The organism is Sulfuricystis thermophila (assembly GCF_004323595.1).
GTDB lineage: Bacteria > Pseudomonadota > Gammaproteobacteria > Burkholderiales > Rhodocyclaceae > Sulfuricystis > Sulfuricystis thermophila.
This window is the reverse complement of sequence record NZ_AP019373.1, coordinates 1,217,987-1,243,758: the sequence shown is the minus strand read 5'-3', so window position 1 is coordinate 1,243,758 and position 25,772 is coordinate 1,217,987. Positions and strand designations below refer to the sequence as shown.

Genomic DNA, 25,772 nt, shown 5'->3' with positions numbered 1-25,772 from the left:
TCCGATGCTGTCTCGGTCTCAGGCTGCTTCGCTGCGGTGAGTGAGCAGCTTGTCGACCAGGCCGTACTCGACCGCGGCCTCGGCCGAGAGGAAGGTATCGCGGTCGGTATCGCGTTCGATGCGTTCCAGCGGCTGACCGGTGTGCTTGGCGAGCATCTCGTTCAGGCGCTGTTTGATGTGGAGGATTTCCTTGGCATGGATCTCGATGTCCGAGGCCTGTCCCTGGAAGCCGCCCATCGGCTGGTGGATCATCACGCGCGAATTGGGCAGGCAGTAACGCTTGCCCGGTGCACCGGCGGCGAGCAGGAATGCGCCCATCGACGCCGCCTGACCGACGCACAGCGTCGAAACATCGGGCTTGATGAACTGCATCGTGTCGTAGATCGCCAGACCCGCCGAGACGGAGCCGCCTGGAGAATTGATGTAGAGAAAGATGTCCTTGTCGGGATTTTCCGATTCCAGGAACAAAAGCTGCGCGACGATCAGATTGGCCGTCACGTCATTCACCGGGCCGACGAGGAAGATCACCCGCTCCTTGAGCAGGCGCGAATAGATGTCGTAGGCGCGCTCGCCGCGACCGCTGGTCTCGATGACCATCGGCACCAGGCCGAGCGCCTGGATGTCGTCCTGACGTCGTGTTTGGCTGTCCATGTGCGCCATCATGCCTGAGTGCCCATCAGTTCGTCAAAGGCCACCGGCTTTTCGGTCACCTGCGCGTGGGCGAGCACCCAGTCGACGACGTTGTTCTCCATCGCCAGCGCCTCGGCCTGGGCGAGCATCTCGGGCTTGCCGTAATACCAGCGCACGACTTCCTGCGGATCCTCGAAGGTGGCGGCGAATTCGTCGACGACGGCGCGCACCTGCTCGGGCTTGACGTGCAAATCCTGGCTCTTGACCAGCTCGGCGATGATCAGACCGAGCTTGACGCGGCGCGCGGCTTGGTCGAGAAACCAGCTTGCCTCGATGGGCATGTCCTTCATCTGCGGGTTGCGCTGCTTGAGATCTTCCAACGCGCGATCGGCCATCTGCTGCGCCTCGGCCTGCACCAGCGCCTGCGGTACGTCGATCGGGTTGGTTTCGAGCAGCAGGTTCATCGCCTGTTCCTTGACGCGGCTCTTCAAGCGCTTGGCGACCTCGCGCTCGAGATTGGTCTTGACCTCCTCGCGCATCTTGGCGACATCGCCATCCTGGATGCCCAAGGCGCAGGCGAAATCGGCGTCTACCTCGGGCAGCCGCGGCTCTTCGACCTTCTTGACCACGACGGTGAACTGCACCTGCTGGCCGGCCAGATCCTTGGCGTGGTAATCATCCGGGAACTTCACGTCGAAGGTCTTCTCCTCACCCGTCTTGACGCCCTCCAGCGCCGCCTCGAAGTCCGGCAGCATCATGCCGCCGCCGACGAACACCGGGTAATCAGTGGCCTTGCCGCCCGGGAACTCCTCGCCGTTCTTGCGGCCCGTGAAGTCGACGATCAGGCGGTCGCCCTTGACCGATGCGCGGTCGACCGCGGCATAGGTGGTGCGCTGCTTGCGCAGCACTTCGATGGTCTGGTCGACCTCGGCGTCGGTGATGGTCAGCACCGGCTTTTCGATCGTCTTGCCGGCGACCTCGCCGATCTGGAATTCAGGATAGACCTCGAAGATCGCGGTGAATTCGAGCTTGCCTTCCTCGCTGCCTTGCTTTGGCTCGACACGCGGCTGGCCGGCGATGCGCAGATTCTGCGCACGCACCAGATCGTTGAAAGCCTTGTCGATGGCCGCGCCGAGTGCTTCGGAACGCGCCTCGCCGCCATACATCTTCTCCACCAGCTTCATCGGCACCTTGCCCGGCCGGAAACCGGCCATCCTGGCGGTCTTGGCGATGCGCTTCAACTGCTGTTCAACTTCGCGTTCGATCTCGCCGAGCGTCACGGCCATGTCGAGGCGGCGTTCCAGCGGATTGACGGCCGGCGCAGCGGTTTGGACAGAGGTCTCCTGGGTCGTTTCCATGAAAAATCCTTGACTTGATCAGAAAAAAGTTGGCGCGAAAGGCTTGGTGCGAAGGAAGGGACTCGAACCCTTATGCCTTGCGGCGCTGGAACCTAAATCCAGTGCGTCTACCAATTCCGCCACCCTCGCGCGACCTGTCATTCTATCCCACTATACTGGTGCTTCATGTCGGTCGATCACTACGAGAATTTTCCCGTTGCTTCGCTGTTGCTGCCGGCCCGGCTGCGGCCGGCGGTGACGGCCATCTATGCCTTCGCACGTTCGGCGGATGATTTCGCCGACGAAGGCGGTCTTCCGGCCGCCGAGCGCCTGCGCCGGTTGGCAGCTTACCGCGCCGAACTCGACCGCATCGGCCGCGACGAGCCCGCCACGCATCCGCTCTTCCAGCGGCTGGCCGGCCACATCGCCGCCCACGCTCTGCCTTTGGCGCCGTTTTACGACCTGCTCGAGGCTTTCGAGCAGGATGTCGTCAAAGATCGCTACGCCAGTTACGACGAATTGCTCGATTACTGTCGCCGCTCGGCGAATCCGATTGGCCGGCTGCTGCTCCACCTGTTCGATGCGGCCACGGCCGAGAATCTGCAACATTCGGACAAGATCTGCTCCGCGCTGCAGCTCGTCAACCATTGGCAGGATGTCGGCATCGATCTCGACAAGGGGCCGCGCGGCCGCATCTACTTGCCTCAGGACGAAATGGCGCGTTTCGGCGTCAGCGAGGAGATGCTCCGGTGCCGTCTCGCCAGCGCCGAGTTTCGCGCCCTGATGGGTTTCCAGGTCGAGCGCGCCCGGGCGCTGATGATGAGCGGCGCCGCACTGGGCCGCAGTCTTTCCGGCCGCATCGGCATGGAAATCCGCGCCATCATCGCCGGCGGGCTGGCGATCCTCGACAAAATCGAAGCCGCCGGCTGCGATGTTTTCCGGCGCCGTCCGCTGCTCGGCGCCATGGACTGGCCGCGTCTATTCCTCAAGGCGGCATTCGCATGAGCCCCGACGATTACTGCGCCGAGAAGGTCAAAGCCAGCGCGTCGAGCTTCACGGCAGGGTTCCGGCTGCTCGATGCGCCCCGCCGTCAGGCTTTGAATGCGCTGTATGCCTTCTGCCGCGAAGTCGATGACGTGGTGGATGAATGCCACGAGCCGGCGGTGGCCAGCGCCAAGCTCGACTGGTGGCGCACGGAGATCGAAAGCCTCGATGGCGGCCAGCCGAGCCATCCGGTCACCCTGGCACTGGCCCAGGCCCGAAAACGTTTCGACCTGCCCGTGGAGCAGCTCGCCGAAATCATCGACGGCATGCGCATGGATCTCGAGCTGGAGCGCTACCCGGACTTCGCCCGGCTGCAACTCTACTGCCATCGCGTCGCCGGCGTCGTGGGCCTCCTCTCGGCCGAGATCTTCGGCTATCGAGACCGGCAGACGCTCAAATATGCCCATGCGCTGGGAATCGCCTTCCAGCTCACCAACATCATCCGCGATGTCGGCGAAGATGCGCGGCGTGGGCGCATCTACCTGCCGCAGGACGAATTGGCGCGTTACGGCGTCGCCGAACGGGACATCCTCGCCGCCCGTCATACCCCGGAATTCAAGGCGCTGATGACGTTCCAGGCAAAGCGGGCGCGCGAACACTACGCCCGCGCCTTTGCGCTGCTGCCCGCCCTCGACCGCAGGGCGCAGCGCCCCGGGCTCGTGATGGCGGCAATCTACCAGACCCTGCTCGACGAAATCGAACGGGACGGCTTTCTGGTCCTCGACCGCCGCACCTTCCTGCCGCCGGCGCGTAAGGCTTGGCTGGCGTTGAAGACATGGCTCGCCGCGTAGCCGTCGTCGGCGGCGGCTGGGCCGGCCTCGCCTGCGCCGTCGAGCTCGCCGATGCCGGTGTGGCCGTCGAGGTCTTCGAAGCCGCGCGCACGCTGGGCGGCCGGGCCCGCGCGGTGACGCTCGATGGACTTAGAGCTTGTGAAAAAATTCGTCGCGAGCGGGCTGATGGCAAGGCGCCCGGAGCGCAGCGACCGAGACATAACATGGAGTTAGGCGAGGGAGCGAGCACCGCGCAACGCAGCCAGCGGGCCGCGCAGCAGAATTTTTCACAAGCTCTCACTGTCGATAACGGCCAACACATCCTCGTCGGCGCCTACCGCGAAACGCTGCGGCTGATCGACAAAGTCGGCGCTGGCAGGACGGCACTCGCCCGATTCCCGCTTTATCTGGAGTTCCCCCGCGAATTCCGCCTCGCCGCGCCCGCCCTGCCGCTGCCCGCACCGCTGCACCTCGCTTGGGCACTCGCGATGTCGCAAGGGCTGCGCTGGCAAGAAAAATTCGCCGCGATGCGCTTGATGCGGGCGCTCAGCAAGATTCGCTTCCGCCTGCCCCGCGACATCCCGGCCAGTCGGCTGATCGCCAACCAGCCGCCGGTGTTGCGCCGCTTTCTCTGGGGGCCGCTGTGCCTCGCGGCGCTCAACACCCCGATACGGGAAGCCTCGGCGCAGGTCTTGCTCAACGTGTTGCGTGACACGCTGGCTGCAAACCGCAGCGCAGCCGACCTCTTGCTGCCGGCAACCGATCTCTCCAGCCTGTTTCCGGAACCGGCGGCGCGGTTCATCGAAGCGCGCGGCGGCAAGGTGCATCGCTCGACACGCATCGACAGCCTCGAAACGCTGGCCGACTTCGAGCATCGCGTGCTGGCCGTCGCGCCCTGGCACCTGCCGGCGCTGGCGCCGCAGATCGCGCTGCCGGAACTGTCTTGGCAGCCGATCGCCACGATCTACCTCCTCTATCCGGAATCGGTGCGTCTTTCCTTTCCGATGCTCGGCCTGGCCAACGGCCACGGCCAATGGGTGTTCGACCGTGGTCAGTTGGGCGGGCCGGCGGGGCTTCTTTCGGTCGTCATCAGTGGGGCCGGCCCCTGGCAGGTGCTCGATCACGGGCAGCTCGGCTGGGCGATCCATCGCCAGCTCGCGCCGCTCTTGCCGGGTCTGGTGCTGCCGAAGAAGATTCGCGTGATCGAGGAAAAGCGCGCCACCTTCGCCTGCACGCCCAACCTGGCGCGCCCTTCCGCCACCACCGCCTCCCCGAATCTCTGGCTGGCCGGCGATTACGTCGCCGGCGATTACCCCGCCACGCTCGAAGGCGCAGTCAGGAGCGGTATCGCGGTCGCACGGAGGATTCTCAGCTCGTAGCGATCAACTGCGCCTGCACCCGAGCGGTATTGAGCAAGGCGCGGTCATTGATGGCTGGGTAAAGCCGCCAGAAGCGCGCGATCTCGGTCGGCTGACGTGCCGCCAGCACTTCGAGACGGGCGCGGGTGGCAGCCGAGAGCGGCAGCATCAAGAGTCGCGGGGCGAGCACCGTGAGGTAGCCCTCATGCAGTTCGCCGACCCGATCATCTAGGCAACCGCTCAGATCGACGAGGGTTTCGGGAAACTCAGCGGCGGGGAAGGTCTTGCGCTCTCCGTTCATGCCTTTGACGAGGGTGCCGTTACCCTCTGCATCGCGTGCAATCCAGCAGGGGCCCGGCAGCGCGCGTTCGGCGACCCACCGCGTCAGCGGTGAGAAATCGTCGCTCGAGGCGTGCTCGACTTCCGGCAGCAGCGGCGTCCAGCGGCGTATGCTGCGCTCGGGCAATGGATCGTCGGGCTTCAGGCTGGCGAGCAGCGCCAGCGGCTTGCGGACGATATCGACGAGCCAGCATTCGAGCGTGTCGATGAGATGGAACGGCAGGCGCGGCAGGGACGCGCCGATTTCATCGAGCAACGCAGCGGCGGATTTTTCCGCGGCATTCGGATCGACGTTGCGTGCCGGCGGAAAGCGCGCCAATCCCTCGGCTTTCGACCAGACGCCGAAGCGCAGATAGCCGGTATCGACGGCTCCCCGGTTCAGAAAGCCCCAGCCGGCGGGCAAGCGCATCCGCAGCTGGAGCTCCCAATTGACGCCATCGACGGAGACCCCGCGGCCGTGGCTGCCATCGACGACCTGCGTCACGCCCAGATAAGGATTGAGCCGCCGGAAAGCGTAGCAGCGCGCTTCGCTCATGCGGCGTAGCCGAGCTTCTGACGCAACTGTTTCATCAGCGTTTCCGCGCTGTCCTGCAACACAGGATCGATGACGTCATAGAGATATTCCAGCTCGTCGAGCAGCACCTCCATTTCCTCCCGCTCCAGCGTCGCGGTCATACGTTCGGCGATCTGGCGCAGATATCGGTCGGGGTCGACGGGACGGCTCATGGCTTTGCTCCTCCTTCAGGTTGATCAGGATACCAGCCGTCCGGCTGCCAGCCGCAGACGCCGCGCGCAGCGTTGCGCGAGGGCTTCGTCGTGGGTGACGAGCACCAGCGTGGTGCCCTGCTCGGCATTCATCGCGAACATCAGGTCGATCACCTGGCGGCCCGTCGCCGCATCGAGATTGCCGGTCGGCTCATCGGCCAGCAACAGCCGCGGATGCACGGCGAAGGCGCGCGCCAGCGCGACGCGTTGCTGTTCGCCGCCCGACAAGTGCTTCGGGTAATGGCCGAGCCGGTCGGCCAGACCAACTCGCGCAAGCATCTGCTCGGCCGTGGCACGCGGCTCGGCAAGCCCGAGCAGCTCCAGGGGCAACATGACGTTTTCCAGCGCAGTGAGCGCCGGCAGCAATTGAAACGACTGGAAGACGAAGCCCAACAGCCGGCCGCGTAAAGCCGCGCGCGCATCCTCGTCGAGTGCGGCCAAGTCCTGCCCGGCCAGCAGCACCCGGCCGCGCGTCGGCAGATCGAGGCCGGCGAGCAGCCCCAATAACGTCGATTTACCCGACCCCGAGGGACCGAGGATCGCCACCGACTCGCCGGCGGCGATCGTGAAACCAATGCCGTCGAGAATGGTCAGGGTAGACTCGCCGCTGGCGACGTCCTTGCCCAGATCGACCACTTCCAATACCGTGTCCATGTTCAGGATTCTCGCATTCTTCGTCAGCCTGCTGATCGGCCAGGCCCACGCCGCCGAAAAAATCCTCGTCTTCGGCGACAGTCTCTCGGCCGGTTACGGCATGGCCCGCGAGCAAAGCTGGCCGGTGCTCCTACAAGCGCGCCTGGCCAGCGAAGGTCAGCCTTGGGAAGTCGTCAATGCCAGCATCAGCGGCGAGACCACCGCCGGCGGCCGTTCGCGCCTGCCCGCAGTGCTCAAGCAACAAAAGCCGCGCATCGTGATCCTCGCGCTGGGCGCCAACGACGGCCTGCGCGGGCTGCCCTTGCCGCAGATGCGCGAGAACCTCACCGCGATGGTCAGACAAGCCAAAGCCGCCGGCAGCCGGGTGCTCCTCGTCGGCATGCAACTGCCGCCCAACTACGGGCCGGACTACTCGCGCGCATTCCATGCGATCTTCGCCGAGATCGCCAAGGCGGAAAAAACGGCGCTGCTTCCCTTCCTGCTCGAACCGATCGCGCTCGACGACGGCGCCTTTCAGCCCGACCGGCTGCATCCGACGGCCGCGGCGCAGCCGAAGCTCCTCGATCATGTCTGGGCTGCGCTCGCGCCTTTGCTCAAACGACCGTGACGCAAGGCGCGCCAGCGGCAAACGCGCCGATCACCGCTGCCCGCTCGAAGCCGTCGGCGCGGAAAGCCGCCAAGACCTCATCCGCACTCTCCGGCGCGCAGGCGACCAGCAGCCCGCCGCTCGTTTGCGGGTCGGTGACGATCTTCTGCTGCCACTCTTCGAAAGTCGGCGCTGGCAGGACGGCACTGCCGTAGCTCGCCCAGTTGCGCCCGGAGGCGCCGGTGAATGTGCCCGCGCGCACATGCCGCACCGCCTCCTCGATCAGTGGCAGTCGGGCAAATTCCACCTGTGCAGCAACCCCCGAGCCGCGGCAGATCTCCAACAGATGACCGGCCAGCCCGAAGCCCGTCACATCGGTGACCGCATGCACGCCGGGCAGCTCGGCCAGCAGCGCGCCGGTGACGTTGAGCTTCGTCGTCCAGCGGATCATCTCGGCATAGCCCTCATCCGAAAGCGCATCTTTTTTGAGCGCGGCGGAGAGAATGCCGATGCCCAAAGGCTTGCCGAGGATCAGCGCATCGCCCGCTTTTGCGCCGGCATTCTTCTTGACTCGCTGGGGATGGACGAGCCCGATGCCGACGAGGCCATAGATCGGCTCGGGCGCATCGATCGAATGCCCGCCGGCGATCGGAATGCCGGCCTCGGCGCAAATACTCTCGCCACCGGCGAGAATCTGGCGGATCACGTCCTCCGGCAGCTTGTCGAGCGGCATGCCGACCACCGCCAGCGCGAAGAGCGGCCGGCCGCCCATGGCATAGACATCCGAAAGGGCATTGGTCGCGGCGATGCGGCCGAAGTCGAACGGATCGTCGACGATCGGCATGAAGAAATCGGTCGTCGCCACCACCGCCTGGCTGTCGTTCAGACGATAGACGGCCGCATCATCGGCCGTCTCGACCCCGACCAGGAGATCGGCAGGCACGCTTTGCAGCGGCGATGCGGCCAACAGGCGCGAGAGCACGGCCGGCGCGATTTTGCAGCCGCAGCCGCCGCCGTGGGAGAATTGGGTGAGCTTGAGGGTCATGACGATGATGAAAACCAAAGGGGTCGCAACGGTAGCACAACTGGCCGAATTCGACGCCATCCTCGACGCGCGTTCGCCAGCGGAATTCGCCGAGGATCACATCCCCGGCGCGATCAGCTGCCCGGTGCTCTCGAACGAAGAGCGTGCCCGCATCGGCACGCTCTATAAGCAGGTCTCCCCCTTCGAGGCGAAGAAACTCGGCGCCGTGCTGGTCGCCCGCAACATCGCCGCCCTGATCGAAGCGCATTTCCTCGCCAAGCCGAAGAGCTGGCGGCCGCTCGTCTATTGCTGGCGCGGCGGCCAGCGCTCCGGCGCTTTCACCCACATCCTGCGCGAGATCGGCTGGGACGCGCACCGCCTCGAAGGCGGCTACAAGGGCTGGCGACGGCATGTCGTCGCGCGCCTCGCAGAACTTCCGGCAACGCTTTCCTTTCGCGTCGTCTCCGGCCCCACCGGCAGTGCGAAAAGCCGTCTGCTCGAGGCGCTCGCCGAACTCGGCGCCCAGGTGCTGCACCTCGAAGCGCTCGCCGCCCACAAAGGCTCGGTGCTGGGCGTGCTGCCGGAAGCCTCCCAGCCGTCGCAGAAGATGTTCGAGACACGGCTATGGAGCGCGCTCGAAGGCTTCGATGCGGCGCGGCCGGTGTTCGTCGAGGCCGAAAGCCGCCGCATCGGCAAGCTGCAGCTGCCGGATGCCTTGGTCGCTGCGATGCGCGCCGCCCCCTGCCTCAAAATCGAGGCGTGCCGTGCCACCAGAGCCGACTTTCTGCTGCGGGACTACGACTACTTCCTTGCCCGCCCCGACTGGCTTGCCGAGCAACTCGACCGTCTGCGCGGCCTGCAGAGCAATGAGACACTGGCGCACTGGCAGGCGCTCATCCAGGCCGGCGACTTCCGCACGCTGGTCGAGGCGCTGCTGGAGAAGCATTACGACCCGCTCTACCAGCGCTCGCAGGAAAAGAACTATCGCTATGCCGACGCGCCGGTCTTCGCCACCGATGATCTATCCCCCGCCGGCATCAGGCAGCTGGCGGAACGCATTCGGGCAGCCTGACGGGTCGCCCTCGGCGCACGCAAATACGCTGGATCACCTGCGTGCCGCCATCCGCTGCCGTGATCTCGCCCTGCTCGAAGGCGATCACCGTGAAGCGTTTGCCGACCAGTTCGAGCAGCTCGCCGGGGCGCAACAGGTGCGCCGGATTCTCAGGTTTGCCATAGAGCTGCTGGCCTTCCATGAAGGTCTCATAGATCAGCACGCCGCCCTCGGCCAGCGCATTGAAAATTTGCGGAAACAAGGGCCGCCAGAGATAGCGGCTCACCACGATGCCGTCGAAGACGCGGCTGTAATAGGACCAGGGGCCGCCTTCGAGATCGGCGCAGCGGGTCGTCACGTTGGCAACCCCGACCAGTGTCGCCAGTGCCTCGGCATCCCGATCGACTGCTTCGACCCGGTAGCCGAGCTGCGCGAGATAGCGCGCATGGCGGCCGTAGCCACAGGCGAGATCGAGCACCTCGCCGTCGGCCGGAATCAAGGGCGCGAAGCGGACGATCCATGGTGAAGGATTGGCAGGAGGGATTTTTTCAGCCATGTTGAACCAATTTCTCCAGTTGTTTGTCATCGAGATGACACCACTCGCCTTCGGCCAGATCCAGTGATTCGAGCGTCAGGCCGCCGATCGCGATACGTCGCAGAGCGACGCAATGGCTGCCGGCGGCGGCGAGCATGCGTTTCACCTGATGATACTTGCCCTGTTCGAGCACGATCTCGATCTCACACTCACTCACTTGCCGCGCCTTGGCGCGCAGCAAATCCGGCGCGTCGACGAGCCTCACCCCAGCCTGGAGTTTGGCGATCAGTTCCGGCGTCGCGGCTTCGTGGATCGTCGCCACGTAGGTCTTGGGCACATGCCGCTTCGGGTGTGTGAGGGCATGGATGAAGGCGCCATCATCCGAGAGCAGTAGGAGCCCCGTCGTATCGTGGTCGAGGCGGCCGACCGGCTGGACATTGCGCAGCGTGAAATTGTCGGGCAACAACGCGAGCACGCCACGATGATGGGACGGCCGCCGCGAACATTCGACGCCCGCGGGTTTGTTGAGCGCCAGATAGACATGCTCGCGGTATGCCCAGCGCTGGCCATCCACCTCGAATTCGAGCCCGTCGGTGTCGATTTCGATACGCCAGTCCGCGATGATTTCTCCGTCGATCTTCACTGCGCCCGCCTCGATCAGGCCGCGGCAGGTCTTGCGCGAGCCGAAACCCTGCGATTGCAGCATCCGGTCGAGTGTCATGCGCGGCATCGGCAATCCTCGTTTTGCAGGCTCATCATTGCTATGCTGATAAAAACGGCACTTCGAACCTCATTGGGAGAGGCATCATGAAAGACATCGTCTGGAGCAAGACCCTGAGTATCGGCGTCGAAGAAGTCGATGAGGACCATCGCAAACTGGTCGACATTTTCAACACCCTCAACCACGCCGTCAAAGACCGGGAAACGCCGGAATATCTGGCCGCAGTGCTCGACGAGCTGATCAACTGCACGGTCTGGCATTTCAGTCACGAGGAGCGCCTGATGCTCAAGTACCAGTACAAGGACATGGAGGCGCACAAGGCCGAGCACCGCGAACTGATCGACACCGCCAAGGAACTGCAACGCGAGCTGTTGCAAGGCGGTGGCGAGATGACGGAACGGCACATCGAAATCCTCGAACGCTGGCTGACGGAGCACATCCTCACCACCGACATGCGGCTGGGCGCTTTCCTCGCCAACGTGATGTAGGAAATCCCGGCGAATCAAGCTGCGCGTGAATCTCAGGGCAAGAAGAAGCGCTCGGAGAGTTCTGCTTCCAGGCCGAGAAAGGCGAGGATTTCCCTGAGCCGTGCGCCGCGGTGGCGCGCCGGCTGTCCGGTACGCCGGGCGACGATCAGCTCGTTTTTCAGCGAGTGTTCCCAGCCGACCAGTTCGGTCACGCTCACCTGGTAGCCATGCGCTTCGAGTTGCAGGCAGCGCAGCACGTTGGTGACGAGGCTGCCGAATTCGCGTGTGTGCAAGGGGTGGCGCCATAGTTCCGTGAGCGGATTGGCGAGCGCCCGGCTCTTGTGTTTCCTCAACAGCGCGGCGATCTCGGCTTGGCAACAGGGCACCAGCACGACGAATCGAGCCTGGCGCTTCAACGCGAAGCGGATCGCGTCGTCGGTCGCGGTGTCACAGGCATGCAACGCGGTGACGATGTCGATGCGCTGCGGCAGGTCGGGACAGGAGGCCGCATTCGCGGCATCCAGCGCATGAAAGCGCATGCCGGCAAAGCCCAGCCGGGCTGCAAGCGCACACGCTTTTTCGACCAGCTCGTTACGCGCCTCGATGCCATGCACCGAGGCAGTGATCCGCCCGTCTTTGAAAAACAGGTCGTAGAGCAGGAAACCCAGGTAGGATTTGCCGGCGCCGAAATCGACCAGATTCACCTCCGGCTGCCGGGCGGCGGTTTCCTGGATCAGCGGCTCGATGAAGCCGATCAGATGATAGACCTGCTTGAGCTTGCGCCGGCTGTCCTGATTGAGCTGCCCGTCACGCGTCAGGATGTGCAATTCTTTCAACAGGTCGGTTGATTGACCGGGGAGAATGGCGTGTTTTTCTTGCATCTGGTCTCGCTGTTGGTGGTATCCTGTTGCACTGCAACATCATTGCAAATTTCGAGGGACTGACCAAAAGTCTAACCTCCTATGAACGACGAAAAACATTATCTCACCCCGCTCTTCGAGCCCCAATCCATCGCCATCGTCGGCGCTTCGGAAACACCGGGATCGGTCGGCTCCACGCTGGTCCGCAACGTCATCGACGGCGGCTATACCGGCAAGCTCTACTTCGTCAATCCACGCCACGAGTTCGTATATGGCCAGAAGGCCTACGATTCGGTCGAGAGCATTCCGCAGCGGCTCGATCTCGCGGTGATCTGCACCAAGGCCGAGACGGTGCCGGCCATCGTCGAAGCCTGCGGCCGCGCCGGCACCCGGAACGCGATCATCATCTCCGGCGGTTTCGCCGAAATGGGCCCGCGCGGCGCGAACCTGCTGCGCGCCACGCTCGATTCCGCACATCGCCACCGTGTGCGCCTGCTGGGTCCGAACTGTCTGGGCATCATGCGGCCGGGCAGCAATCTCAATGCCACCTTCGCCAACGGCAGCGCGCATCCCGGCACGATCGGCCTGATTTCCCAATCCGGTGCCCTGTGCACCGCGATCCTCGATTGGGCGCTGCCGAACAAGGTGGGATTTTCCAACGTCGTCTCGCTCGGCGCGGAAAGCGACATCGATTTCGGCGAAGTGCTCGACTACATGGTCGCCGACCCGCGTACCGAGAGCATCTTCCTCTACATCGAGGGCATCAAGAACGCGCGCCGTTTCATGAGCGCGCTGCGTGCCGCAGCGCGCGCCAAGCCGGTATTGCTGATCAAGGTCGGGCGCCATCCGGCCGGACGCCAGGCAGCGCTGTCGCACACCGGCGCGCTGGTCGGTGCCGATGACGTGTTCGATGCCGCGGTGCGCCGCGCCGGCGTGGTGCGGCTGGGCAAGGTCGGCCAGATGTATGCCGCGGCCCAGGCGCTGTTTTCGCATTTCCGGCCGCGCGGCAACCGGCTGATGATCGTCACCAACGGCGGCGGCCCCGGCGTGATGGCCGCCGACTACGCTGCCGACATCGGCATCCCGCTCGCCGAAATCGGCACCGCGGCGCGCGAAAGACTCGATGCCCTGTTGCCGCCGACCTGGTCGAAAGGCAACCCGATCGACATCGTCGGCGATGCGACACCCGAACGTTATGCCGCAGCCATGAAAGTCTGCCTCGAAGACGACAACGTCGATGGCGTGCTGGTGATCCTCACCCCGCAGGCGATGACCGACCCGACCCAGTCGGCGCGCGCGGTGATCGAAGCCTCGAAAAAATCCGACAAGCCGGTGGTCACCTGCTGGATGGGCGGCGAGCAGGTCTATGAGGCGCGCCTGCTGCTGCGGGGCGCCGGCATCCCGACCTTTCACACCCCGGAACCGGCGGTCGAACTGTTTTCGCACATCTCGAATTACTACCGCAACCAGCAGCTGTTGATGCAGGCACCGGCTTCGATCGCCGACCATGTCGCGCCCCGGCTCGAATCGGCGCGGCTGGTGATCGAAACCGCGCTCGCCGAAGGGCGCAAGGTGCTCAACGAAATGGAATCGAAGGCGCTTCTTGCCGCCTTTCGCATCCCAATCGCGCAGACCGTCGTCGCCCGCTCGCCCTCCGAGGCCATGGTGCTCGCCGAGGAAATCGGCCTGCCGGTGGTGATGAAAGTCGATTCGCCGCAGATCGCCAGCAAGAGCGACTCGGGCGGCGTGCGCCTCAATCTGAATAGTCTCGCCGCCGTGCGCGATGCCTACACCGAGATCATCGAGGAAGTGAAGAAACACCGCCCCGATGCGATCATCCACGGCATCGCGATCGAGCCGATGATCCAGAAAACCAATGGACGCGAGCTCGTCGTCGGCATGACGCGCGACCAGATCTTCGGTCCGACCATCGTCTTCGGCACCCCAGACAGCGATGTCCGCAGCGATGCCCTTTGCGCACAACGCGCCGTCGCGCTGCCGCCGCTCAACAAGTTCCTCGTCGACGACATGCTCGCCTCGACGCGCATCGCTGCCCGGCTGGGCGAATACCGCAACATGCCACCGGTGAATATGGAGGCGCTCGAAGCCGTGCTGCTGCGCGTTTCCGAAATGGTCTGCGAGCTGCCGTGGATCCAGGAGCTGGACATCAATCCGCTGATCGTGGACGAATACGGCGCCGTGGCGGTCGATGCGCGCATCGCGATCGAAAACCTGCCGCTCACCGCGGGTCGCTACGACCACATGGCGATCCACCCCTACCCGTCGCACCTGATCACGGAATATCAGACCCCCGATGGCCAAGTGGTGACGATCCGGCCGATCCGGCCGGAAGACGCCGACATGGAGCAGGAATTCGTGCGCAACCTGTCGCCGGAAACCAAGTACTACCGCTTCATGAACACGCTGAAGGAACTCTCGGCGGCGCAGCTCGTGCGTCTGACGCAGATCGATTACGACCGCGAGATGGCCTTCGTCGCAACGACGCAGAGTGACGGCAAGGAAACCGAAGTCGGCGTCGCGCGCTATGCGACGAATCCGGATGGCGAATCCTGCGAATTCGCCATCGTCGTCGCCGATGCCTGGCAGGGCAAGGGGCTGGCGCGCCGGCTGATGGGCGTGCTGATCGACACCGCCCGTTCGCGCGGCATCAAGTACATGAACGGCGATTTCCTCGCCGAGAACCGCCGCATGATCCAGTTCGTCACCAGCCTCGGCTTCGTGCTCTCGCCCCATCCCGAAGATCCTGGACTGAAGCGCGGCGTGCTGACGCTCAACTGACGATGGTGCCGTCCCGCCAGCGCCGACTTCGCGTGGCCGGTCGGCTGCTGGTGTGGCTGGCCGGACTGCTGATGCCAACCCTGGCCTTGGCGCATCCGCTGCAGGCCGGGCTCGAAGCCGCGCTGGCGCATTACCGACGACTGGCCGCCGATCCGGCCGTTCAGGCCGCCTGGAACGAACCCCTGCCACCCTTGGGTGCCCGCAAACTGGTACCCGGCAAACCCTGGGCCGGCCTGCCCATTCTGGTGCGACGGCTCGCCGCGCTCGGCGACCTCTCGCCCGCCATACCGCCTCCCGCCCGCTACGAAGGCGAGCTCGTCGCCGCCGTCACCGCCTTCCAGAAACGCCATGGGCTGGAAACCGACGGTGTGATCGGCAAGGACACCCTCGCGGCCTTGAACGTTCCACCCGCCAGACGGCTGCGGCAGATCGAGCTCAACCTCGAACGCCTGCACCAACTGCCCTTCGCGCCGCGCCACCTGCTCGTCAATGTGCCGGAATTCGTCTTGCGCGCCTACGCGGGCAACGAAGAGAAACTCCGCATGAAGATCATCGTCGGCAGCGCGCGCAACAAGACGCCCACCCCGCTGTTCGTCGAGGAGATGCGCTACCTCGAATTCAGGCCCTACTGGAACGTGCCGCCGTCGATCGCACGCAAGGAGCTGGTGCCGCGGCTGCGCCGCGACCCCGCTCATTTCGTCGCGGAGGATTTCGAATTCCATGACGGCCACGGCGGAGCCATCACGACGCTGACGGAAGAAAACCTCGATGCGGTATTGCGCGGCAGACTGCACCTGCGCCAGCGGCCCGGGCCGAAAAACGCCTTGGGCGGCATCAAATTCGCTTTCCCGAACCATGACAACATCTACATGCACCACACGCCAGCCGTGCGCCTGTTCGCCAAGGCGCGGCGTGACTTCAGCCATGGCTGCATCCGTGTCGAAGAGCCGGTCGCCCTGGCGCGTTTCGTCCTGAACGACGATCCGTCCTGGGATGAGCCACGCATCCTCGAAGCGATGCAAAGCGGCCAGACGCGCATCGTGAAACTGCCCGAACCCGTGCCGGTGATCATCGTTTACCTGACCGCCGTCGCAGATGACCCGGGAAAAGTCTCTTTCTTCCCGGACATCTACGGACTCGACGCGCTAGAATGAACCTCATGAATCAGCGGATCCATCATCGCCGCGGCTTCCTGCGCACCTCTGCCCGGATCATGTTGAGCGGTGTGATGCTGCCTTTCGCAACCCGTGCGCTCGCCTCGCTGCCCAATGCCCGCAGCCTCGCTTTCCGCCATACCCACACCGGCGAGCATCTCTCGATCGTATATGCCGTCGATGACCGCTACCTGCCAGGTGCGCTGACGGCACTCAACCATTTCCTGCGCGATCACTATTCCGGGCAAGTTGGCACCATCGACCCGCAACTCTTCGATCTGCTGTTCCGCCTGCAACGGGAACTCGGCTGCAGCGAGCCCTATCACGTCATTTCCGGCTATCGCTGCCCGGAAACCAACGCCACGCTGAAAGCCACGCGCGGCGGCGGCGTCGCCCGCCACAGCCTGCACATGGACGGCAAGGCGATCGACATTCGACTGCCCGGCGTGCCCCTCGATGATCTGCGGGAGGCAGCCATCGGTCTCAAACAGGGCGGCGTCGGCTACTACCCGCGCGAACAGTTCGTGCATGTCGATACCGGACGGGTGCGTTACTGGTAGTTCCCCGGTGATCCGTTGCCCCTGGTGCGGAACCGATCCGCTCTACGTCGCCTATCACGATAGCGAATGGGGCGTGCCCTGCCACGACGAGCGGCGGCTGTTCGAATTCCTGATCCTCGAGGGCATGCAGGCGGGTCTGTCTTGGCTCACGATCCTGAAGAAACGCGAAAACTTCCGCCGCGCCTTTTCTGGCTTCGACCCTGAAAGAATCGCCCGCTATGGGAATCGTGATGTCGCGCGGCTGCTCGCCGATCCCGGCATCGTCAGGAACCGTCTGAAAATCGACGCCGCGATCGGCAATGCGCGCGCCACCCTCGCGCTCTACGAAGCAGGCAAGAGTCTGGAGGTACTGCTCTGGCAGTTCGTCGATGGCAAGCCGGTCATCAACCGCTGGCGCACTGCCGACGAAGTGCCGGTCTTCACGCCCACCGCCCAAGCGATGTCGAAAGCGCTTGCCCAGCGGGGCTTTCGCTTCGTCGGTCCGACGATCGTCTATGCACTGATGCAGGCGACGGGACTGGTCAATGACCACCTCGTCGGCTGTCGAGCCCATCCAGATCATCATACTGTCTGAAACTCGACAACGACCGTCGATTTTATAAACAGCGGTGTCGAGAATCTTTACACTTCCCCTTCATTTTGTTCCAGAAAAATGGGAACATCGATTGAGGTTTTTTGTGGCACGCTTTGTGCTTTGATCTCGCCAAGCTGTTCGTCGATGGAGGCAAGACAATGAAATTGCGCGGTTATTTGCAAAACATCCTGTACCTTTTCCTGTTTGGGCTGATGTCACAAGCTTCGGCCACGCCTTATTACTCACATGATTTCCAGTGGGACATCGGGGCAAGCGTACCGGGTTGGTCGGCAGGAACCATACAAAGTGCTCCGAATCCGGATTACGGTGGCTGGCGGCGATTCCTCGGCGAGTTTTCCAACGCAGGCACTTCGCTTTCCCTCGCTGGCCTGCCAACTCATGATGCCATCACTTTGAGTTTCGATCTTTACCTTCTGCGCTCGTGGGATGGAGAAGCCATTGAATATGGCCCTGACCGGTTCGGCGTAAGCGCAGACTCGGCATTGCTATTCCTCGAATCTTTCAGCAACGGCCACCCTGCGGGGCAGTCCTATTGTCCCGGAGACATTGCGCCATGCAGCCCAATGACCGGGGCAGCGGAAAGATATTCGCTGGGATACTCTTTCGGGGATTGGATCCCGGGCTCTGGTAAAGACGCTGCCGAGGTCATGGATGCCGTCTATCGGCTGACTCTCTCTTTCCCTCATTCGGCAGACAGCCTCATCCTCTCCTTTTTCGGGGAAGGGCTGCAAGGTACCACTGCGAGCGGTTATCTGGACGAAGCGTGGGGATTGGACAACATCTCGATCCTTCTGCATGACTTGCCAGAACCCTCGGCACTGGTCCTGCTGTCGGTCGCTCTGGCGCTCATGCTGATAGCCCGCCTCAAGCATTTGAGAAATGCGCGAATCATTGCTTCTGCGGTATCCAGCAGCTTGCCAAGATGAAACCAGACGACTCGCCATTGATACGCGCTGGGGAATCGGCTGGCGAATATCTGCTCCACGAAATTGACAGCTCAATAGATCCGTCCGGTGCCCGATCCATCTCTTCTGCACCCATCGAATACGAAAGCCTGAACGGTTTTCAAACACTGCTCGTCGTGATTTTTCTCGGTGTCGCTGCCTGGTATCTGACCTGGCGGCTCGACACCTTCAACGAGCAGGCCTTAGGGTTTTCCATTCTGCTCTATGGCGCAGAGCTGTTCGGGATGCTCACGACACTGTTGCATCTCTTCATGACCTGGCGCCTGCGCATTCGTATTTCGCCTCCGCCACCGCCCGGGTTCAAGGTCGATGTCTTCATTCCGACCTACAACGAGCCCGTGGAACTGGTACGCAATACGCTCGTCGCCGCCATCCACATGGATTACCCCCACGAGACCTGGCTACTCGATGACGGCAATCGCCCTGAAATGGCCGCCTTGGCGCAGGAGCTCGGGGTACGCTATCTCGCCCGGCAAGAAAACACCGATGCCAAGGCCGGTAATCTGAATAACGCCCTGCGCCACAGCGATGCGGATTTCATTGCCGTCTTCGACTGCGACCATGCCCCACACAAGTATTTCCTGACTCGCACTTTGGGCTATTTCCAGGACGAAAAAGTCGCTTTCGTGCAGACCCCGCAGGATTTCTTCAATCTGGATTCCTACCAACACCGCTGGCGCCCCAATCGCAAACTGGTCTGGACCGAACAATCACTCTTCTTTCGGGTCATCCAACGCGGTAAGGACTATTGGAATGCTGCTTTTTTCTGCGGTAGTTGTGCAGTCATCCGCCGCTCGGCCCTCGATGACGTCGGAGGGTTCGCGACCGGCACGGTCACCGAGGATTTACACACCTCGCTTCGGATTCACAAAGCAGGATACAAATCCGTCTATCACCCCGAGTCCCTCGCCTTCGGCCTCGCCCCCAATAGCGTCATGCCCTTTTTGAAGCAACGCATTCGCTGGGGGCAGGGCGCCATGCAGGTATGGCGGCAGGAAGGCGTCTTGTTCGCGCGCGGTCTGACGCTCGCTCAGAGGCTCAACTACTTCGCTTCGATGTCCACCTATTTCGACGGTTGGCAAAAGGCGATTTTTTACGTCGCCCCCGTCATCGTCCTATTCACCGGGATGATGCCCATCAACGCGCTCGGTGCGGAGTTTCTCTGGCATTTCATTCCTTACTACCTGCTGAACTTTTGGGTTTTCGAGGAAGTCGGCCGAGGTTTTGGCAATACGCTGTACATCGAGCAATACAACATGGGGCGGTTCGCTGGCTTTGCCTGGGCGACTCTGGGGCTGTTCAGAAAGCGACTGTCTTTCTTCGTCACTCCCAAGGAGCAAACCCCGAGAAGTGAATCGTTGCGTTTGCTGACGCCCCAACTCGTGGTGTTGATCTTCAATGCTGCTGCCATTCCGGTGGGAATCGCGCTATTTCTTTACTGGCATCATCTCCCCTTCTCTGGGGTCGTGGCGAATGTCGTCTGGGCAGCCGTCAACCTGTCCCTGGCTTTGGCGATCGTGGCGTTTTCCCTGAAACAGTCGCGCTTCCGACGCAAAGAGTATCGCTTTCCGATTCCCTTGCCTGCCAACGTCTCTCTTGCCGATGAACCGATGCGGTTCATGACGGTCGACGACATCTCCTCGAATGGCTGCAGGATTTATGGCAACTTTGTAAGTCCGCCCCCCATCGGCGCAGCGATTCGCGGCATCATTTACCTGCCGGCCGGAACAATTCCATTTCTGGGCGAGATCACCAGCCACATCGAGGGTGGCAGACAGGACCAACGCTATGTCAAGGCCATCGGCTGCCGGTTCGTCGTCCAGGATTAGCATTACCGCGACCAGCTGAAACTATTCCTCTATGGCTCTGATCTGCAATGGCAGTTGTTGACGCTCACAGAGCGCATCCCGACGCCAAGCGAATGGATGGCCGAAAAAATGGGGATTATTTCGCCCACCTCTCAATTTGCAGCCAGGAACTGGGCGGCTATGCTTTATCGAATCAAAGAAAAGCAGGAACACCCCGATGAGGTTGGACTCATCACGATGACTGGTGATCGCCTGGAGGCCGTTCTGACATTCAAACCGATTCCGGAAGGGACGTCGATTCAAGGCCGCTTCTTTACCCGACGGCGATCCGAGGATTTCCTCGTATGCATCGGCCCGGGGCGCGCTTTGCAGAGTCCCGTCTCACCGATTTACCTGTACGAAGTAACGCCTGTTGCCGAAAAGCCCGATTGATGCGCCGCCTTCTTCTTTTCTCTCTTTCCATACGCAATGCCCGCATTCGAACACTCGTCGCGCTTGGATTTGCCATGGCGTCCTCGTTGGCATGTGCAGACAAAGGACTGAATCTGGCAGGCTTCGAGTTTGCCAAGGACAACAGTTATTTCTATCTGGGCGGAATCCAGGCCGCGAGCAATGCTTTGGGTGCGGGACTCGCCTATCGGGCCTGGCTCGATGCAGGGACTTACCAATACGACAAGTCAGGCTCGCCGATCGACGCGCGTTATTGGCGAGTCTCAGGTGCCGCCGGCTATCAAAGTGCCGGTGAGAGAGGCTGGTGGGCCGGTTATGTCGGAGCAGCCTACCAACAGACGTCGCTGTCGCCCGACGATCCTGAAAACGCCAGCCGTGGTGGCAAAGTCAATCCGTTTGTCCAATTGGAAGGCGAAACGCAACTGGCGCCGGATTTGCGCGCACTGCTGGGCGCCAGCTACACTTTCGGCCGTGAAGCCTACTGGCTGCGCGGGCGCATTTTCAAGTCGATCGGTGCAAGCCGGCGAATCGGTGCAGAACTGGTCCTGCACGGCGATCCCGATTATGACGCGGCCCAGTTGGGCGGGCTCTTCGTCCTGCCGCTCGACGGCAAGACCATGACGATCTTCAAGGCGGGGATCAGAACCGCCACAGGAAGTGCCTCTTCACCCTATGGCGGTCTCGAATTCACCCGGTCTTTCTGAACCTGATCGATAAAGAAGACGGGGCGGCGCGATGACCGCCTCGTCCTCTGCTCCTACCTCACATCGCCAATGATCAGGCCTTGCTGAACGTCAGCTGACCATTCTGCGCATCGACCCGGATGCGATCCTTGGCGGCGAACTTGCCTTCGAGGATCATCTTGGCAAGCGGGTTCTCGATACGCTCCTGGATCGCGCGCTTCAGGGGCCGTGCGCCGAAGACCGGATCGAAGCCGGCCTTGGCGAGCTCCGCGAGCGCCGCGTCGGTGACTTCGAGGCTCATCTCCAGCCGCGCCAGACGCTTTTCGAGATACCCCAGCTGGATCTTCGCGATACCGGCGATGTGCTTTTCATCCAACGGATGGAAGACGACGATCTCGTCGATGCGATTGACGAACTCGGGCCGGAAATGCGCCTTGACTTCGCCCATCACCGCCATCTTGATCAGCTGGTAATCCGAGTCGGCCATCTGCTGGATCATCTGGCTGCCGAGGTTCGAGGTCATCACGATCACCGTGTTCTTGAAATCCACGGTGCGACCCTGGCCGTCGGTCATGCGGCCATCGTCGAGCACCTGCAACAGCACGTTGAACACGTCCGGGTGTGCCTTCTCGACCTCGTCGAAGAGGATCACCGAATAAGGCTTCCGCCTCACCTGCTCGGTGAGATAACCGCCCTCCTCGTAGCCGACATAACCGGGCGGCGCGCCGATCAGCCGCGCGACCGAGTGTTTCTCCATGAACTCGCTCATGTCGATGCGGATCAGGTGCTCTTCGGAATCGAACAGGAACTCGGCCAGCGCCTTGCAAAGCTCCGTCTTGCCGACACCGGTGGGCCCCAGGAACAGGAAGGAGCCATACGGCCGACTTTCTTCCGAGAGCCCCGCGCGCGAGCGGCGGATCGCGTCGGACACCAGCCGCACCGCCTCGTCCTGGCCGACGACGCGTTGATGCAGGCGCTCCTCCATGTGCAGCAGCTTGTCGCGTTCGCCCTGCATCATCTTGGCGACCGGAATGCCGGTGGCGCGTGAGACGACCTCGGCGATCTCCTCGGCGCCGACCTGGGTGCGCAAAAGCTTTCTCGGTGCCGTCTCGCCAGCGCCGAGTTTTTCCGCGGCCTTCAGTTGCGCTTCCAGCTGCGGCAGCTTGCCGTATTGCAGCTCGGCGAGCTTGTCGTATTGGCCTTTCCGCTGCAGGTCGGCGATCTGCGCCCGGATGCGGTCGATCTCTTCCTTGATGTGCTGGGTGCCCTGCACCTGCGCCTTTTCGGCCTTCCAAATCTCTTCGAGGTCGGAATATTCCTTTTCGAGCTTCTTGATCTCTTCCTCGATCAGCGCCAGGCGCTTTTGCGAGGCTTCGTCCTTTTCCTTCTTCACCGCCTCGCGCTCGATCTTGAGTTGGATCAGCCGACGGTCGAGCTTGTCCATCGCCTCGGGCTTCGAGTCGATCTCCATCTTGATGCGCGCCGCCGCCTCGTCGATCAGGTCGATCGCCTTGTCCGGCAGGAAGCGGTCGGTGATGTAGCGGTGGGAGAGCTCCGCCGCGGCGACGATCGCCGGGTCGGTGATCTCGACGCCGTGGTGGATTTCATACTTCTCCTGCAGCCCACGCAGGATCGCGATGGTCGCCTCGACCGAGGGCTCCTCGACCAGCACCTTCTGGAAACGACGCTCGAGCGCCGCATCCTTCTCGATGTACTTGCGGTATTCATCGAGCGTGGTGGCGCCGATGCAGTGCAGCTCCCCGCGCGCCAGCGCCGGCTTCAGCATGTTGCCGGCATCGATGGCGCCTTCCGCCTTGCCGGCGCCAACCATGGTATGGATCTCGTCGATGAAGACGATGATGCGCCCTTCTTCCTGCGCCACTTCCTTGAGCACGGCCTTCAGGCGCTCCTCAAACTCGCCGCGGTATTTCGCGCCGGCCAGCAAGGCCGCCATGTCGAGCGACAGCACCTTCTTGTCGCGTAAGGTCTCCGGCACCTCGCCATTGACGATGCGCTGCGCCAGCCCCTCGACGATCGCCGTCTTGCCCACGCCGGGCTCGCCGATCAGCACCGGGTTGTTCTTGGTGCGGCGTTGCAGGATCTGGATCACGCGCCGAATCTCGTCGTCGCGGCCGATCACCGGATCGAGCTTGCCGGCGCGGGCGCGCTCGGTCAGATCCAGCGTGTATTTCTTGAGCGCCTCGCGGCTGCCTTCGGCTTCCGGATTGTTCACGGTCTGTCCTCCACGAATGGCACGGATCGCCTCTTCGAGCGCGCGGCGCTCCGCGCCGTGTTGTTTGAACAAACGCCCCGTCTCGCCCTTGTCCTCGAAGAGCGCGAGCAAGAACATCTCCGAGGCGATGAACTGGTCGCCGGCCTTTTGCGCCTCGCGATCGGTGAGATTGAGCAGGTTGGAAAGATCGCGGCCGATCGTCACCTCGCCGCCGTGGCCCTGCACCTGCGGCAGACGGTCGATCGCCGCATCGAGCGCCTTCCTGAGTCCGCCGACATTGACGCCGGCGCGCGACAGCAGCGAGCTGGTCGAGCCGTCCTCCTGGTTGAGCAAGGCCAGCAACAGATGCTGCGGCTCGATGATCTGGTTGTCGTGGCCGATCGCGATGCTCTGGGCATCACTGATCGCTTGTTGGAACTTGGTGGTGAATTTGTCGAAGCGCATGGCTCGTCTCCAAAAATGGCACTACGCGTAACATTGGGATATGCGAACGCATTTCAACCCAGATTGTTCATTAGGGCGCGAGGCGATTTCGAGGCGAGGGCGAGGCGATTTGCGTGTGCGCGACGAGCCAATAGCGGTGTCTATTGGCGAGGAGCGCGGGCGCGAAGGGCCCGCCCGCAGACCGGAAGAGCCCGCGCAGTCCAGGATGACAAGGCTTGCTCACACTCATCCGATCACAGGACGGTCTAATGGACAATCTGGGTTCAAGCTGCCGCGGCAGGAACCGCAACAGATCGATCATTGTCAAAAAATGCTCGTTATCGCGACCAGGTTTGCATCTTGACCGATGCCATTTTCGAACGAGGGTTGCGATCGAGCACCATCACCGAAAGAGAGGCGCGCATGTCCTCGGCTAGCCAACAAGAAAACCAACCCGCCCTTGCCGGCCCTCTGGAAGGCATCCCCATGAGCCCCGACATCTGGCACAGGATGTGTGATGCGATCGAGGATCCGATCTTCTTGCATGACCCCGATTACCGGGTGCGGTTCGCCAACCACGCCTATTTCAAGGCGGCGGGGATGACGCCGGCGGAGGCCGTCGGCAAGTTCTACTGGGAGGTTTTTCCGCGTGGCGACGGGCCCCTGCCCGGTTGTCGCGCGACGCACGAAGGCGGGCGTTCCGAAAGCAGCGAGGAATTCACCGCCGGAGAACGCCGCTTTCTCTCGCGCGGCTTCGAGGTGCGCGACGCGCAAGGCACTGCGCAGTATTCGCTGCATGTGTTGCGCGACATCACCGCGCAACGGCAGGCCGAAGACCATGTGGCACGCATCCAGCGCCTCTACCGCACCATCAGCCGCTGCAACCAGGTGCTGGTGCGCGCCGAGGACGAGCTGGCGCTTTCCGGCGAGATGTGCCGCGTGCTGGTCGAGCACGGCGAATTCAAGTCTGCCTGCGCAATGCTCGGCCCGCGCGCCGGACACGTGGTGCCGGCCGGCTGGGCGGGACTGAACGTGGAAGAAGCGCGCCTCGTCGCCGAAGTGGGCGCACAGCGCGCGGAGTCGATCGAACGGGACATCCTCGGTCAGGGTCGTCCCGACCTCCGGCGGCTGGAGGACGAGAACGATCCGCTCCTCATCGAAACCATGACGCGACTGGGGGTCGCGGCTTCCGCCGCGCTGCCGTTCGCCGCGAACGGCGATCGGCTGGGCGTGCTCTGGGTCGGCAGCGAACGGGCCGATTGCTTTGCCGAGGACGTCATAGACCTGCTGACGGAGCTGGTCGGCGATCTCGCCTACGGCATCACCAATCTGCGCGGTCGCGCCGAGCGCCTGGGGATCCTGGAAAAGCTCGACCACAGCCTCGACCATGCGGTCGCCGCGATCGCCGCCACGGTGGAAATGCGCGACCCTTACACCGCCGGCCATCAGCGCCGCGTGGCCCAGCTGGCGGCAGCCATTGCCACCGAGATGGGATTGCCCGGGGAGCAGGTGGATGGGCTGCGCATGGCCGGCATCGTGCACGATATCGGCAAGGTGCGCGTGCCGGCCGAGATACTGGCCAGTCCGGCCAAGCTGTCGGACGCCGAATTCGCGATCATCCGCACCCATCCGCTGTCGGGCTGGGAAATCCTCAAGGTCATCGACTTTCCCTGGCCGGTGGCGGAGATCGTCCATCAGCACCACGAGCGGCTGGACGGCTCGGGCTACCCGCGCGGCCTGAAGGGCGAGGAGATCCTCCTCGAAGCACGCATCCTCGCGGTGGCCGACGTCGTCGAAGCGATGGCCACGCACCGCCCTTACCGTCCGGGCTTCGGCGTGTTCCCGGCCTTGCAGGAGGTGACCCGGAACAAGGGCCGCTTCTTTGATCCGGCCGTGGTCGAAGCCTGTTTGCGCCTCTTCATGGAGCGCGGCTATGAGCTATAGTCCCGGCTCATACACAA

25 protein-coding genes and 1 tRNA gene are annotated in these 25,772 nt (G+C 63.1%); 15 read left to right on the top strand and 11 right to left on the bottom strand.

Annotated features, from left to right (window positions below; genetic code table 11):
* Positions 1 to 18 precede the first annotated feature (18 nt).
* From clpP to M52SOB_RS06275, 3 genes are all read right to left on the bottom strand, one after another.
* Entirely contained in the window at positions 19 to 651 is a 633-nt protein-coding gene (clpP, locus tag M52SOB_RS06285) for an ATP-dependent Clp endopeptidase proteolytic subunit ClpP (protein ID WP_172601761.1), read from the bottom strand.
* 8 nt (positions 652 to 659) lie between these two features.
* On the bottom strand, positions 660 to 1,988 hold the full coding sequence (gene tig, locus M52SOB_RS06280; RefSeq protein WP_131111077.1) for a trigger factor: 1,329 nt from the start codon (positions 1,986 to 1,988) through the stop codon (positions 660 to 662).
* 44 nt (positions 1,989 to 2,032) lie between these two features.
* Positions 2,033 to 2,117 (bottom strand) — tRNA-Leu (locus M52SOB_RS06275).
* A gap of 36 nt (positions 2,118 to 2,153) precedes the next feature.
* Between M52SOB_RS06275 and hpnC the strand changes: the two genes are divergently transcribed.
* Genes hpnC through hpnE form a run of 3 tightly spaced genes read left to right on the top strand, consistent with a single transcriptional unit; the run spans position 2,154 to position 5,160 of the window.
* Positions 2,154 to 2,972 carry a squalene synthase HpnC gene (gene hpnC, locus M52SOB_RS06270; RefSeq protein ID WP_131111076.1) on the top strand — a complete coding sequence of 273 codons (819 nt, stop codon included), beginning with the start codon at positions 2,154 to 2,156 and terminating at the stop codon, positions 2,970 to 2,972.
* Positions 2,969 to 3,802 (top strand): presqualene diphosphate synthase HpnD, encoded by an 834-nt coding sequence (gene hpnD, locus M52SOB_RS06265; protein WP_131111075.1) that lies wholly within the window; start codon positions 2,969 to 2,971, stop codon positions 3,800 to 3,802. The genes hpnC and hpnD overlap by 4 nt, the downstream gene beginning before the upstream one ends.
* Complete coding sequence (gene hpnE / locus M52SOB_RS06260) at positions 3,787 to 5,160, top strand: hydroxysqualene dehydroxylase HpnE (protein WP_131111074.1); 1,374 nt, start codon at positions 3,787 to 3,789, stop codon at positions 5,158 to 5,160. The genes hpnD and hpnE overlap by 16 nt, the downstream gene beginning before the upstream one ends.
* Here the strand turns inward: hpnE and M52SOB_RS06255 are convergent.
* The 3 genes from M52SOB_RS06255 to M52SOB_RS06245 are packed head-to-tail and all read right to left on the bottom strand — an operon-like array spanning position 5,150 to position 6,897.
* Positions 5,150 to 6,013, bottom strand: coding sequence for a hypothetical protein (locus M52SOB_RS06255; RefSeq protein WP_131111073.1), 864 nt, complete (start codon positions 6,011 to 6,013; stop codon positions 5,150 to 5,152). The two genes, hpnE and M52SOB_RS06255, sit on opposite strands and share 11 nt — an antisense overlap.
* A complete protein-coding gene (locus tag M52SOB_RS06250) occupies positions 6,010 to 6,204 on the bottom strand; it encodes a hypothetical protein (RefSeq protein WP_131111072.1) in 195 nt (64 codons plus the stop codon). The genes M52SOB_RS06255 and M52SOB_RS06250 overlap by 4 nt, the downstream gene beginning before the upstream one ends.
* 24 nt (positions 6,205 to 6,228) lie before the next feature.
* Complete coding sequence (locus M52SOB_RS06245; RefSeq protein ID WP_131111071.1) at positions 6,229 to 6,897, bottom strand: ABC transporter ATP-binding protein; 669 nt, start codon at positions 6,895 to 6,897, stop codon at positions 6,229 to 6,231.
* Here M52SOB_RS06245 and M52SOB_RS06240 point away from each other — a divergent pair.
* Positions 6,896 to 7,504 (top strand): arylesterase, encoded by a 609-nt coding sequence (locus M52SOB_RS06240; RefSeq protein ID WP_131111070.1) that lies wholly within the window; start codon positions 6,896 to 6,898, stop codon positions 7,502 to 7,504. The genes M52SOB_RS06245 and M52SOB_RS06240 overlap by 2 nt on opposite strands.
* On the opposite strand, the gene selD is transcribed toward M52SOB_RS06240, so the two are convergent.
* Positions 7,491 to 8,528, bottom strand: coding sequence for a selenide, water dikinase SelD (gene selD / locus M52SOB_RS06235; protein WP_284155230.1), 1,038 nt, complete (start codon positions 8,526 to 8,528; stop codon positions 7,491 to 7,493). The two genes, M52SOB_RS06240 and selD, sit on opposite strands and share 14 nt — an antisense overlap.
* Here selD and mnmH point away from each other — a divergent pair.
* A complete protein-coding gene (mnmH, locus tag M52SOB_RS06230; RefSeq protein ID WP_284155229.1) occupies positions 8,527 to 9,579 on the top strand; it encodes a tRNA 2-selenouridine(34) synthase MnmH in 1,053 nt (350 codons plus the stop codon). The genes selD and mnmH overlap by 2 nt on opposite strands.
* Here mnmH and M52SOB_RS06225 read toward each other — a convergent pair.
* Positions 9,545 to 10,114: a class I SAM-dependent methyltransferase gene (locus M52SOB_RS06225; RefSeq protein ID WP_131111068.1), complete on the bottom strand. Its 570-nt coding sequence runs from the start codon at positions 10,112 to 10,114 to the stop codon at positions 9,545 to 9,547. The two genes, mnmH and M52SOB_RS06225, sit on opposite strands and share 35 nt — an antisense overlap.
* Complete coding sequence (locus tag M52SOB_RS06220) at positions 10,107 to 10,823, bottom strand: pseudouridine synthase (protein WP_131111067.1); 717 nt, start codon at positions 10,821 to 10,823, stop codon at positions 10,107 to 10,109. Before M52SOB_RS06220 ends, M52SOB_RS06225 begins: the two co-directional genes overlap by 8 nt.
* Before the next feature lie 77 nt (positions 10,824 to 10,900).
* Between M52SOB_RS06220 and M52SOB_RS06215 the strand changes: the two genes are divergently transcribed.
* Positions 10,901 to 11,302, top strand: a complete 402-nt coding sequence (locus M52SOB_RS06215) for a bacteriohemerythrin (protein ID WP_131111066.1) — start codon at positions 10,901 to 10,903, stop codon at positions 11,300 to 11,302.
* Between the two features lie 32 nt (positions 11,303 to 11,334).
* Here M52SOB_RS06215 and M52SOB_RS06210 read toward each other — a convergent pair whose 3' ends face one another.
* A complete protein-coding gene (locus tag M52SOB_RS06210; RefSeq protein WP_131111065.1) occupies positions 11,335 to 12,162 on the bottom strand; it encodes a class I SAM-dependent methyltransferase in 828 nt (275 codons plus the stop codon).
* Positions 12,163 to 12,243: 81 nt separating this feature from the next.
* Here M52SOB_RS06210 and M52SOB_RS06205 point away from each other — a divergent pair, with 81 nt between their 5' ends.
* The 8 genes from M52SOB_RS06205 to bcsS all read left to right on the top strand — a co-directional run bounded on the left by M52SOB_RS06205 (position 12,244) and on the right by bcsS (position 21,176).
* Positions 12,244 to 14,940, top strand: coding sequence for a bifunctional acetate--CoA ligase family protein/GNAT family N-acetyltransferase (locus M52SOB_RS06205; RefSeq protein ID WP_131111064.1), 2,697 nt, complete (start codon positions 12,244 to 12,246; stop codon positions 14,938 to 14,940).
* A gap of 2 nt (positions 14,941 to 14,942) precedes the next feature.
* Positions 14,943 to 16,094, top strand: coding sequence for a L,D-transpeptidase family protein (locus M52SOB_RS06200; protein WP_131111063.1), 1,152 nt, complete (start codon positions 14,943 to 14,945; stop codon positions 16,092 to 16,094).
* A 5-nt stretch (positions 16,095 to 16,099) separates the two neighbouring features.
* Positions 16,100 to 16,654, top strand: coding sequence for a peptidoglycan L,D-endopeptidase MepK (gene mepK, locus M52SOB_RS06195; protein WP_131111062.1), 555 nt, complete (start codon positions 16,100 to 16,102; stop codon positions 16,652 to 16,654).
* The gene (locus M52SOB_RS06190; protein ID WP_131111061.1) at positions 16,623 to 17,228 is read left to right on the top strand and encodes a DNA-3-methyladenine glycosylase I; all 606 of its coding nucleotides are present in this window, start codon (positions 16,623 to 16,625) and stop codon (positions 17,226 to 17,228) included. Before mepK ends, M52SOB_RS06190 begins: the two co-directional genes overlap by 32 nt.
* A 158-nt stretch (positions 17,229 to 17,386) precedes the next feature.
* Positions 17,387 to 18,175, top strand: coding sequence for a hypothetical protein (locus M52SOB_RS06185; protein ID WP_131111060.1), 789 nt, complete (start codon positions 17,387 to 17,389; stop codon positions 18,173 to 18,175).
* Positions 18,172 to 20,043 (top strand): glycosyltransferase, encoded by a 1,872-nt coding sequence (locus M52SOB_RS06180; protein WP_131111059.1) that lies wholly within the window; start codon positions 18,172 to 18,174, stop codon positions 20,041 to 20,043. The genes M52SOB_RS06185 and M52SOB_RS06180 overlap by 4 nt, the downstream gene beginning before the upstream one ends.
* Before the next feature lie 57 nt (positions 20,044 to 20,100).
* Positions 20,101 to 20,454: a hypothetical protein gene (locus M52SOB_RS13920; RefSeq protein ID WP_172601760.1), complete on the top strand. Its 354-nt coding sequence runs from the start codon at positions 20,101 to 20,103 to the stop codon at positions 20,452 to 20,454.
* Positions 20,454 to 21,176 (top strand): cellulose biosynthesis protein BcsS, encoded by a 723-nt coding sequence (gene bcsS, locus M52SOB_RS06175; RefSeq protein ID WP_172601759.1) that lies wholly within the window; start codon positions 20,454 to 20,456, stop codon positions 21,174 to 21,176. Before M52SOB_RS13920 ends, bcsS begins: the two co-directional genes overlap by 1 nt.
* Before the next feature lie 73 nt (positions 21,177 to 21,249).
* Here the strand turns inward: bcsS and clpB are convergent, their stop codons facing one another.
* Positions 21,250 to 23,832 (bottom strand): ATP-dependent chaperone ClpB, encoded by a 2,583-nt coding sequence (gene clpB, locus M52SOB_RS06170; protein ID WP_131111057.1) that lies wholly within the window; start codon positions 23,830 to 23,832, stop codon positions 21,250 to 21,252.
* Positions 23,833 to 24,297: 465 nt separating this feature from the next.
* On the opposite strand from clpB, the gene M52SOB_RS06165 reads away from it, so the two are divergent.
* Positions 24,298 to 25,755, top strand: coding sequence for an HD domain-containing phosphohydrolase (locus M52SOB_RS06165; RefSeq protein WP_172601758.1), 1,458 nt, complete (start codon positions 24,298 to 24,300; stop codon positions 25,753 to 25,755).
* Positions 25,756 to 25,772: the final 17 nt, after the last annotated feature.

Bases quoted from the DNA above. Each gene is read 5' to 3' on its own strand.
- clpP (WP_172601761.1), bottom strand. From the start codon at position 651: ATGGACAGCCAAACACGACGTCAGGACGACATCCAGGCGCTCGGCCTG.
- tig (WP_131111077.1), bottom strand. From the start codon at position 1,988: ATGGAAACGACCCAGGAGACCTCTGTCCAAACCGCTGCGCCGGCCGTC.
- hpnC (WP_131111076.1), top strand. From the start codon at position 2,154: ATGTCGGTCGATCACTACGAGAATTTTCCCGTTGCTTCGCTGTTGCTG.
- hpnD (WP_131111075.1), top strand. From the start codon at position 2,969: ATGAGCCCCGACGATTACTGCGCCGAGAAGGTCAAAGCCAGCGCGTCG.
- hpnE (WP_131111074.1), top strand. From the start codon at position 3,787: ATGGCTCGCCGCGTAGCCGTCGTCGGCGGCGGCTGGGCCGGCCTCGCC.
- M52SOB_RS06255 (WP_131111073.1), bottom strand. From the start codon at position 6,013: ATGAGCGAAGCGCGCTGCTACGCTTTCCGGCGGCTCAATCCTTATCTG.
- M52SOB_RS06250 (WP_131111072.1), bottom strand. From the start codon at position 6,204: ATGAGCCGTCCCGTCGACCCCGACCGATATCTGCGCCAGATCGCCGAA.
- M52SOB_RS06240 (WP_131111070.1), top strand. From the start codon at position 6,896: ATGTTCAGGATTCTCGCATTCTTCGTCAGCCTGCTGATCGGCCAGGCC.
- M52SOB_RS06245 (WP_131111071.1), bottom strand. From the start codon at position 6,897: ATGGACACGGTATTGGAAGTGGTCGATCTGGGCAAGGACGTCGCCAGC.
- mnmH (WP_284155229.1), top strand. From the start codon at position 8,527: ATGACGATGATGAAAACCAAAGGGGTCGCAACGGTAGCACAACTGGCC.
- selD (WP_284155230.1), bottom strand. From the start codon at position 8,528: ATGACCCTCAAGCTCACCCAATTCTCCCACGGCGGCGGCTGCGGCTGC.
- M52SOB_RS06225 (WP_131111068.1), bottom strand. From the start codon at position 10,114: ATGGCTGAAAAAATCCCTCCTGCCAATCCTTCACCATGGATCGTCCGC.
- M52SOB_RS06220 (WP_131111067.1), bottom strand. From the start codon at position 10,823: ATGCCGCGCATGACACTCGACCGGATGCTGCAATCGCAGGGTTTCGGC.
- M52SOB_RS06215 (WP_131111066.1), top strand. From the start codon at position 10,901: ATGAAAGACATCGTCTGGAGCAAGACCCTGAGTATCGGCGTCGAAGAA.
- M52SOB_RS06210 (WP_131111065.1), bottom strand. From the start codon at position 12,162: ATGCAAGAAAAACACGCCATTCTCCCCGGTCAATCAACCGACCTGTTG.
- M52SOB_RS06205 (WP_131111064.1), top strand. From the start codon at position 12,244: ATGAACGACGAAAAACATTATCTCACCCCGCTCTTCGAGCCCCAATCC.
- M52SOB_RS06200 (WP_131111063.1), top strand. From the start codon at position 14,943: ATGGTGCCGTCCCGCCAGCGCCGACTTCGCGTGGCCGGTCGGCTGCTG.
- mepK (WP_131111062.1), top strand. From the start codon at position 16,100: ATGAATCAGCGGATCCATCATCGCCGCGGCTTCCTGCGCACCTCTGCC.
- M52SOB_RS06190 (WP_131111061.1), top strand. From the start codon at position 16,623: ATGTCGATACCGGACGGGTGCGTTACTGGTAGTTCCCCGGTGATCCGT.
- M52SOB_RS06185 (WP_131111060.1), top strand. From the start codon at position 17,387: ATGAAATTGCGCGGTTATTTGCAAAACATCCTGTACCTTTTCCTGTTT.
- M52SOB_RS06180 (WP_131111059.1), top strand. From the start codon at position 18,172: ATGAAACCAGACGACTCGCCATTGATACGCGCTGGGGAATCGGCTGGC.
- bcsS (WP_172601759.1), top strand. From the start codon at position 20,454: ATGCGCCGCCTTCTTCTTTTCTCTCTTTCCATACGCAATGCCCGCATT.
- clpB (WP_131111057.1), bottom strand. From the start codon at position 23,832: ATGCGCTTCGACAAATTCACCACCAAGTTCCAACAAGCGATCAGTGAT.
- M52SOB_RS06165 (WP_172601758.1), top strand. From the start codon at position 24,298: ATGAGCCCCGACATCTGGCACAGGATGTGTGATGCGATCGAGGATCCG.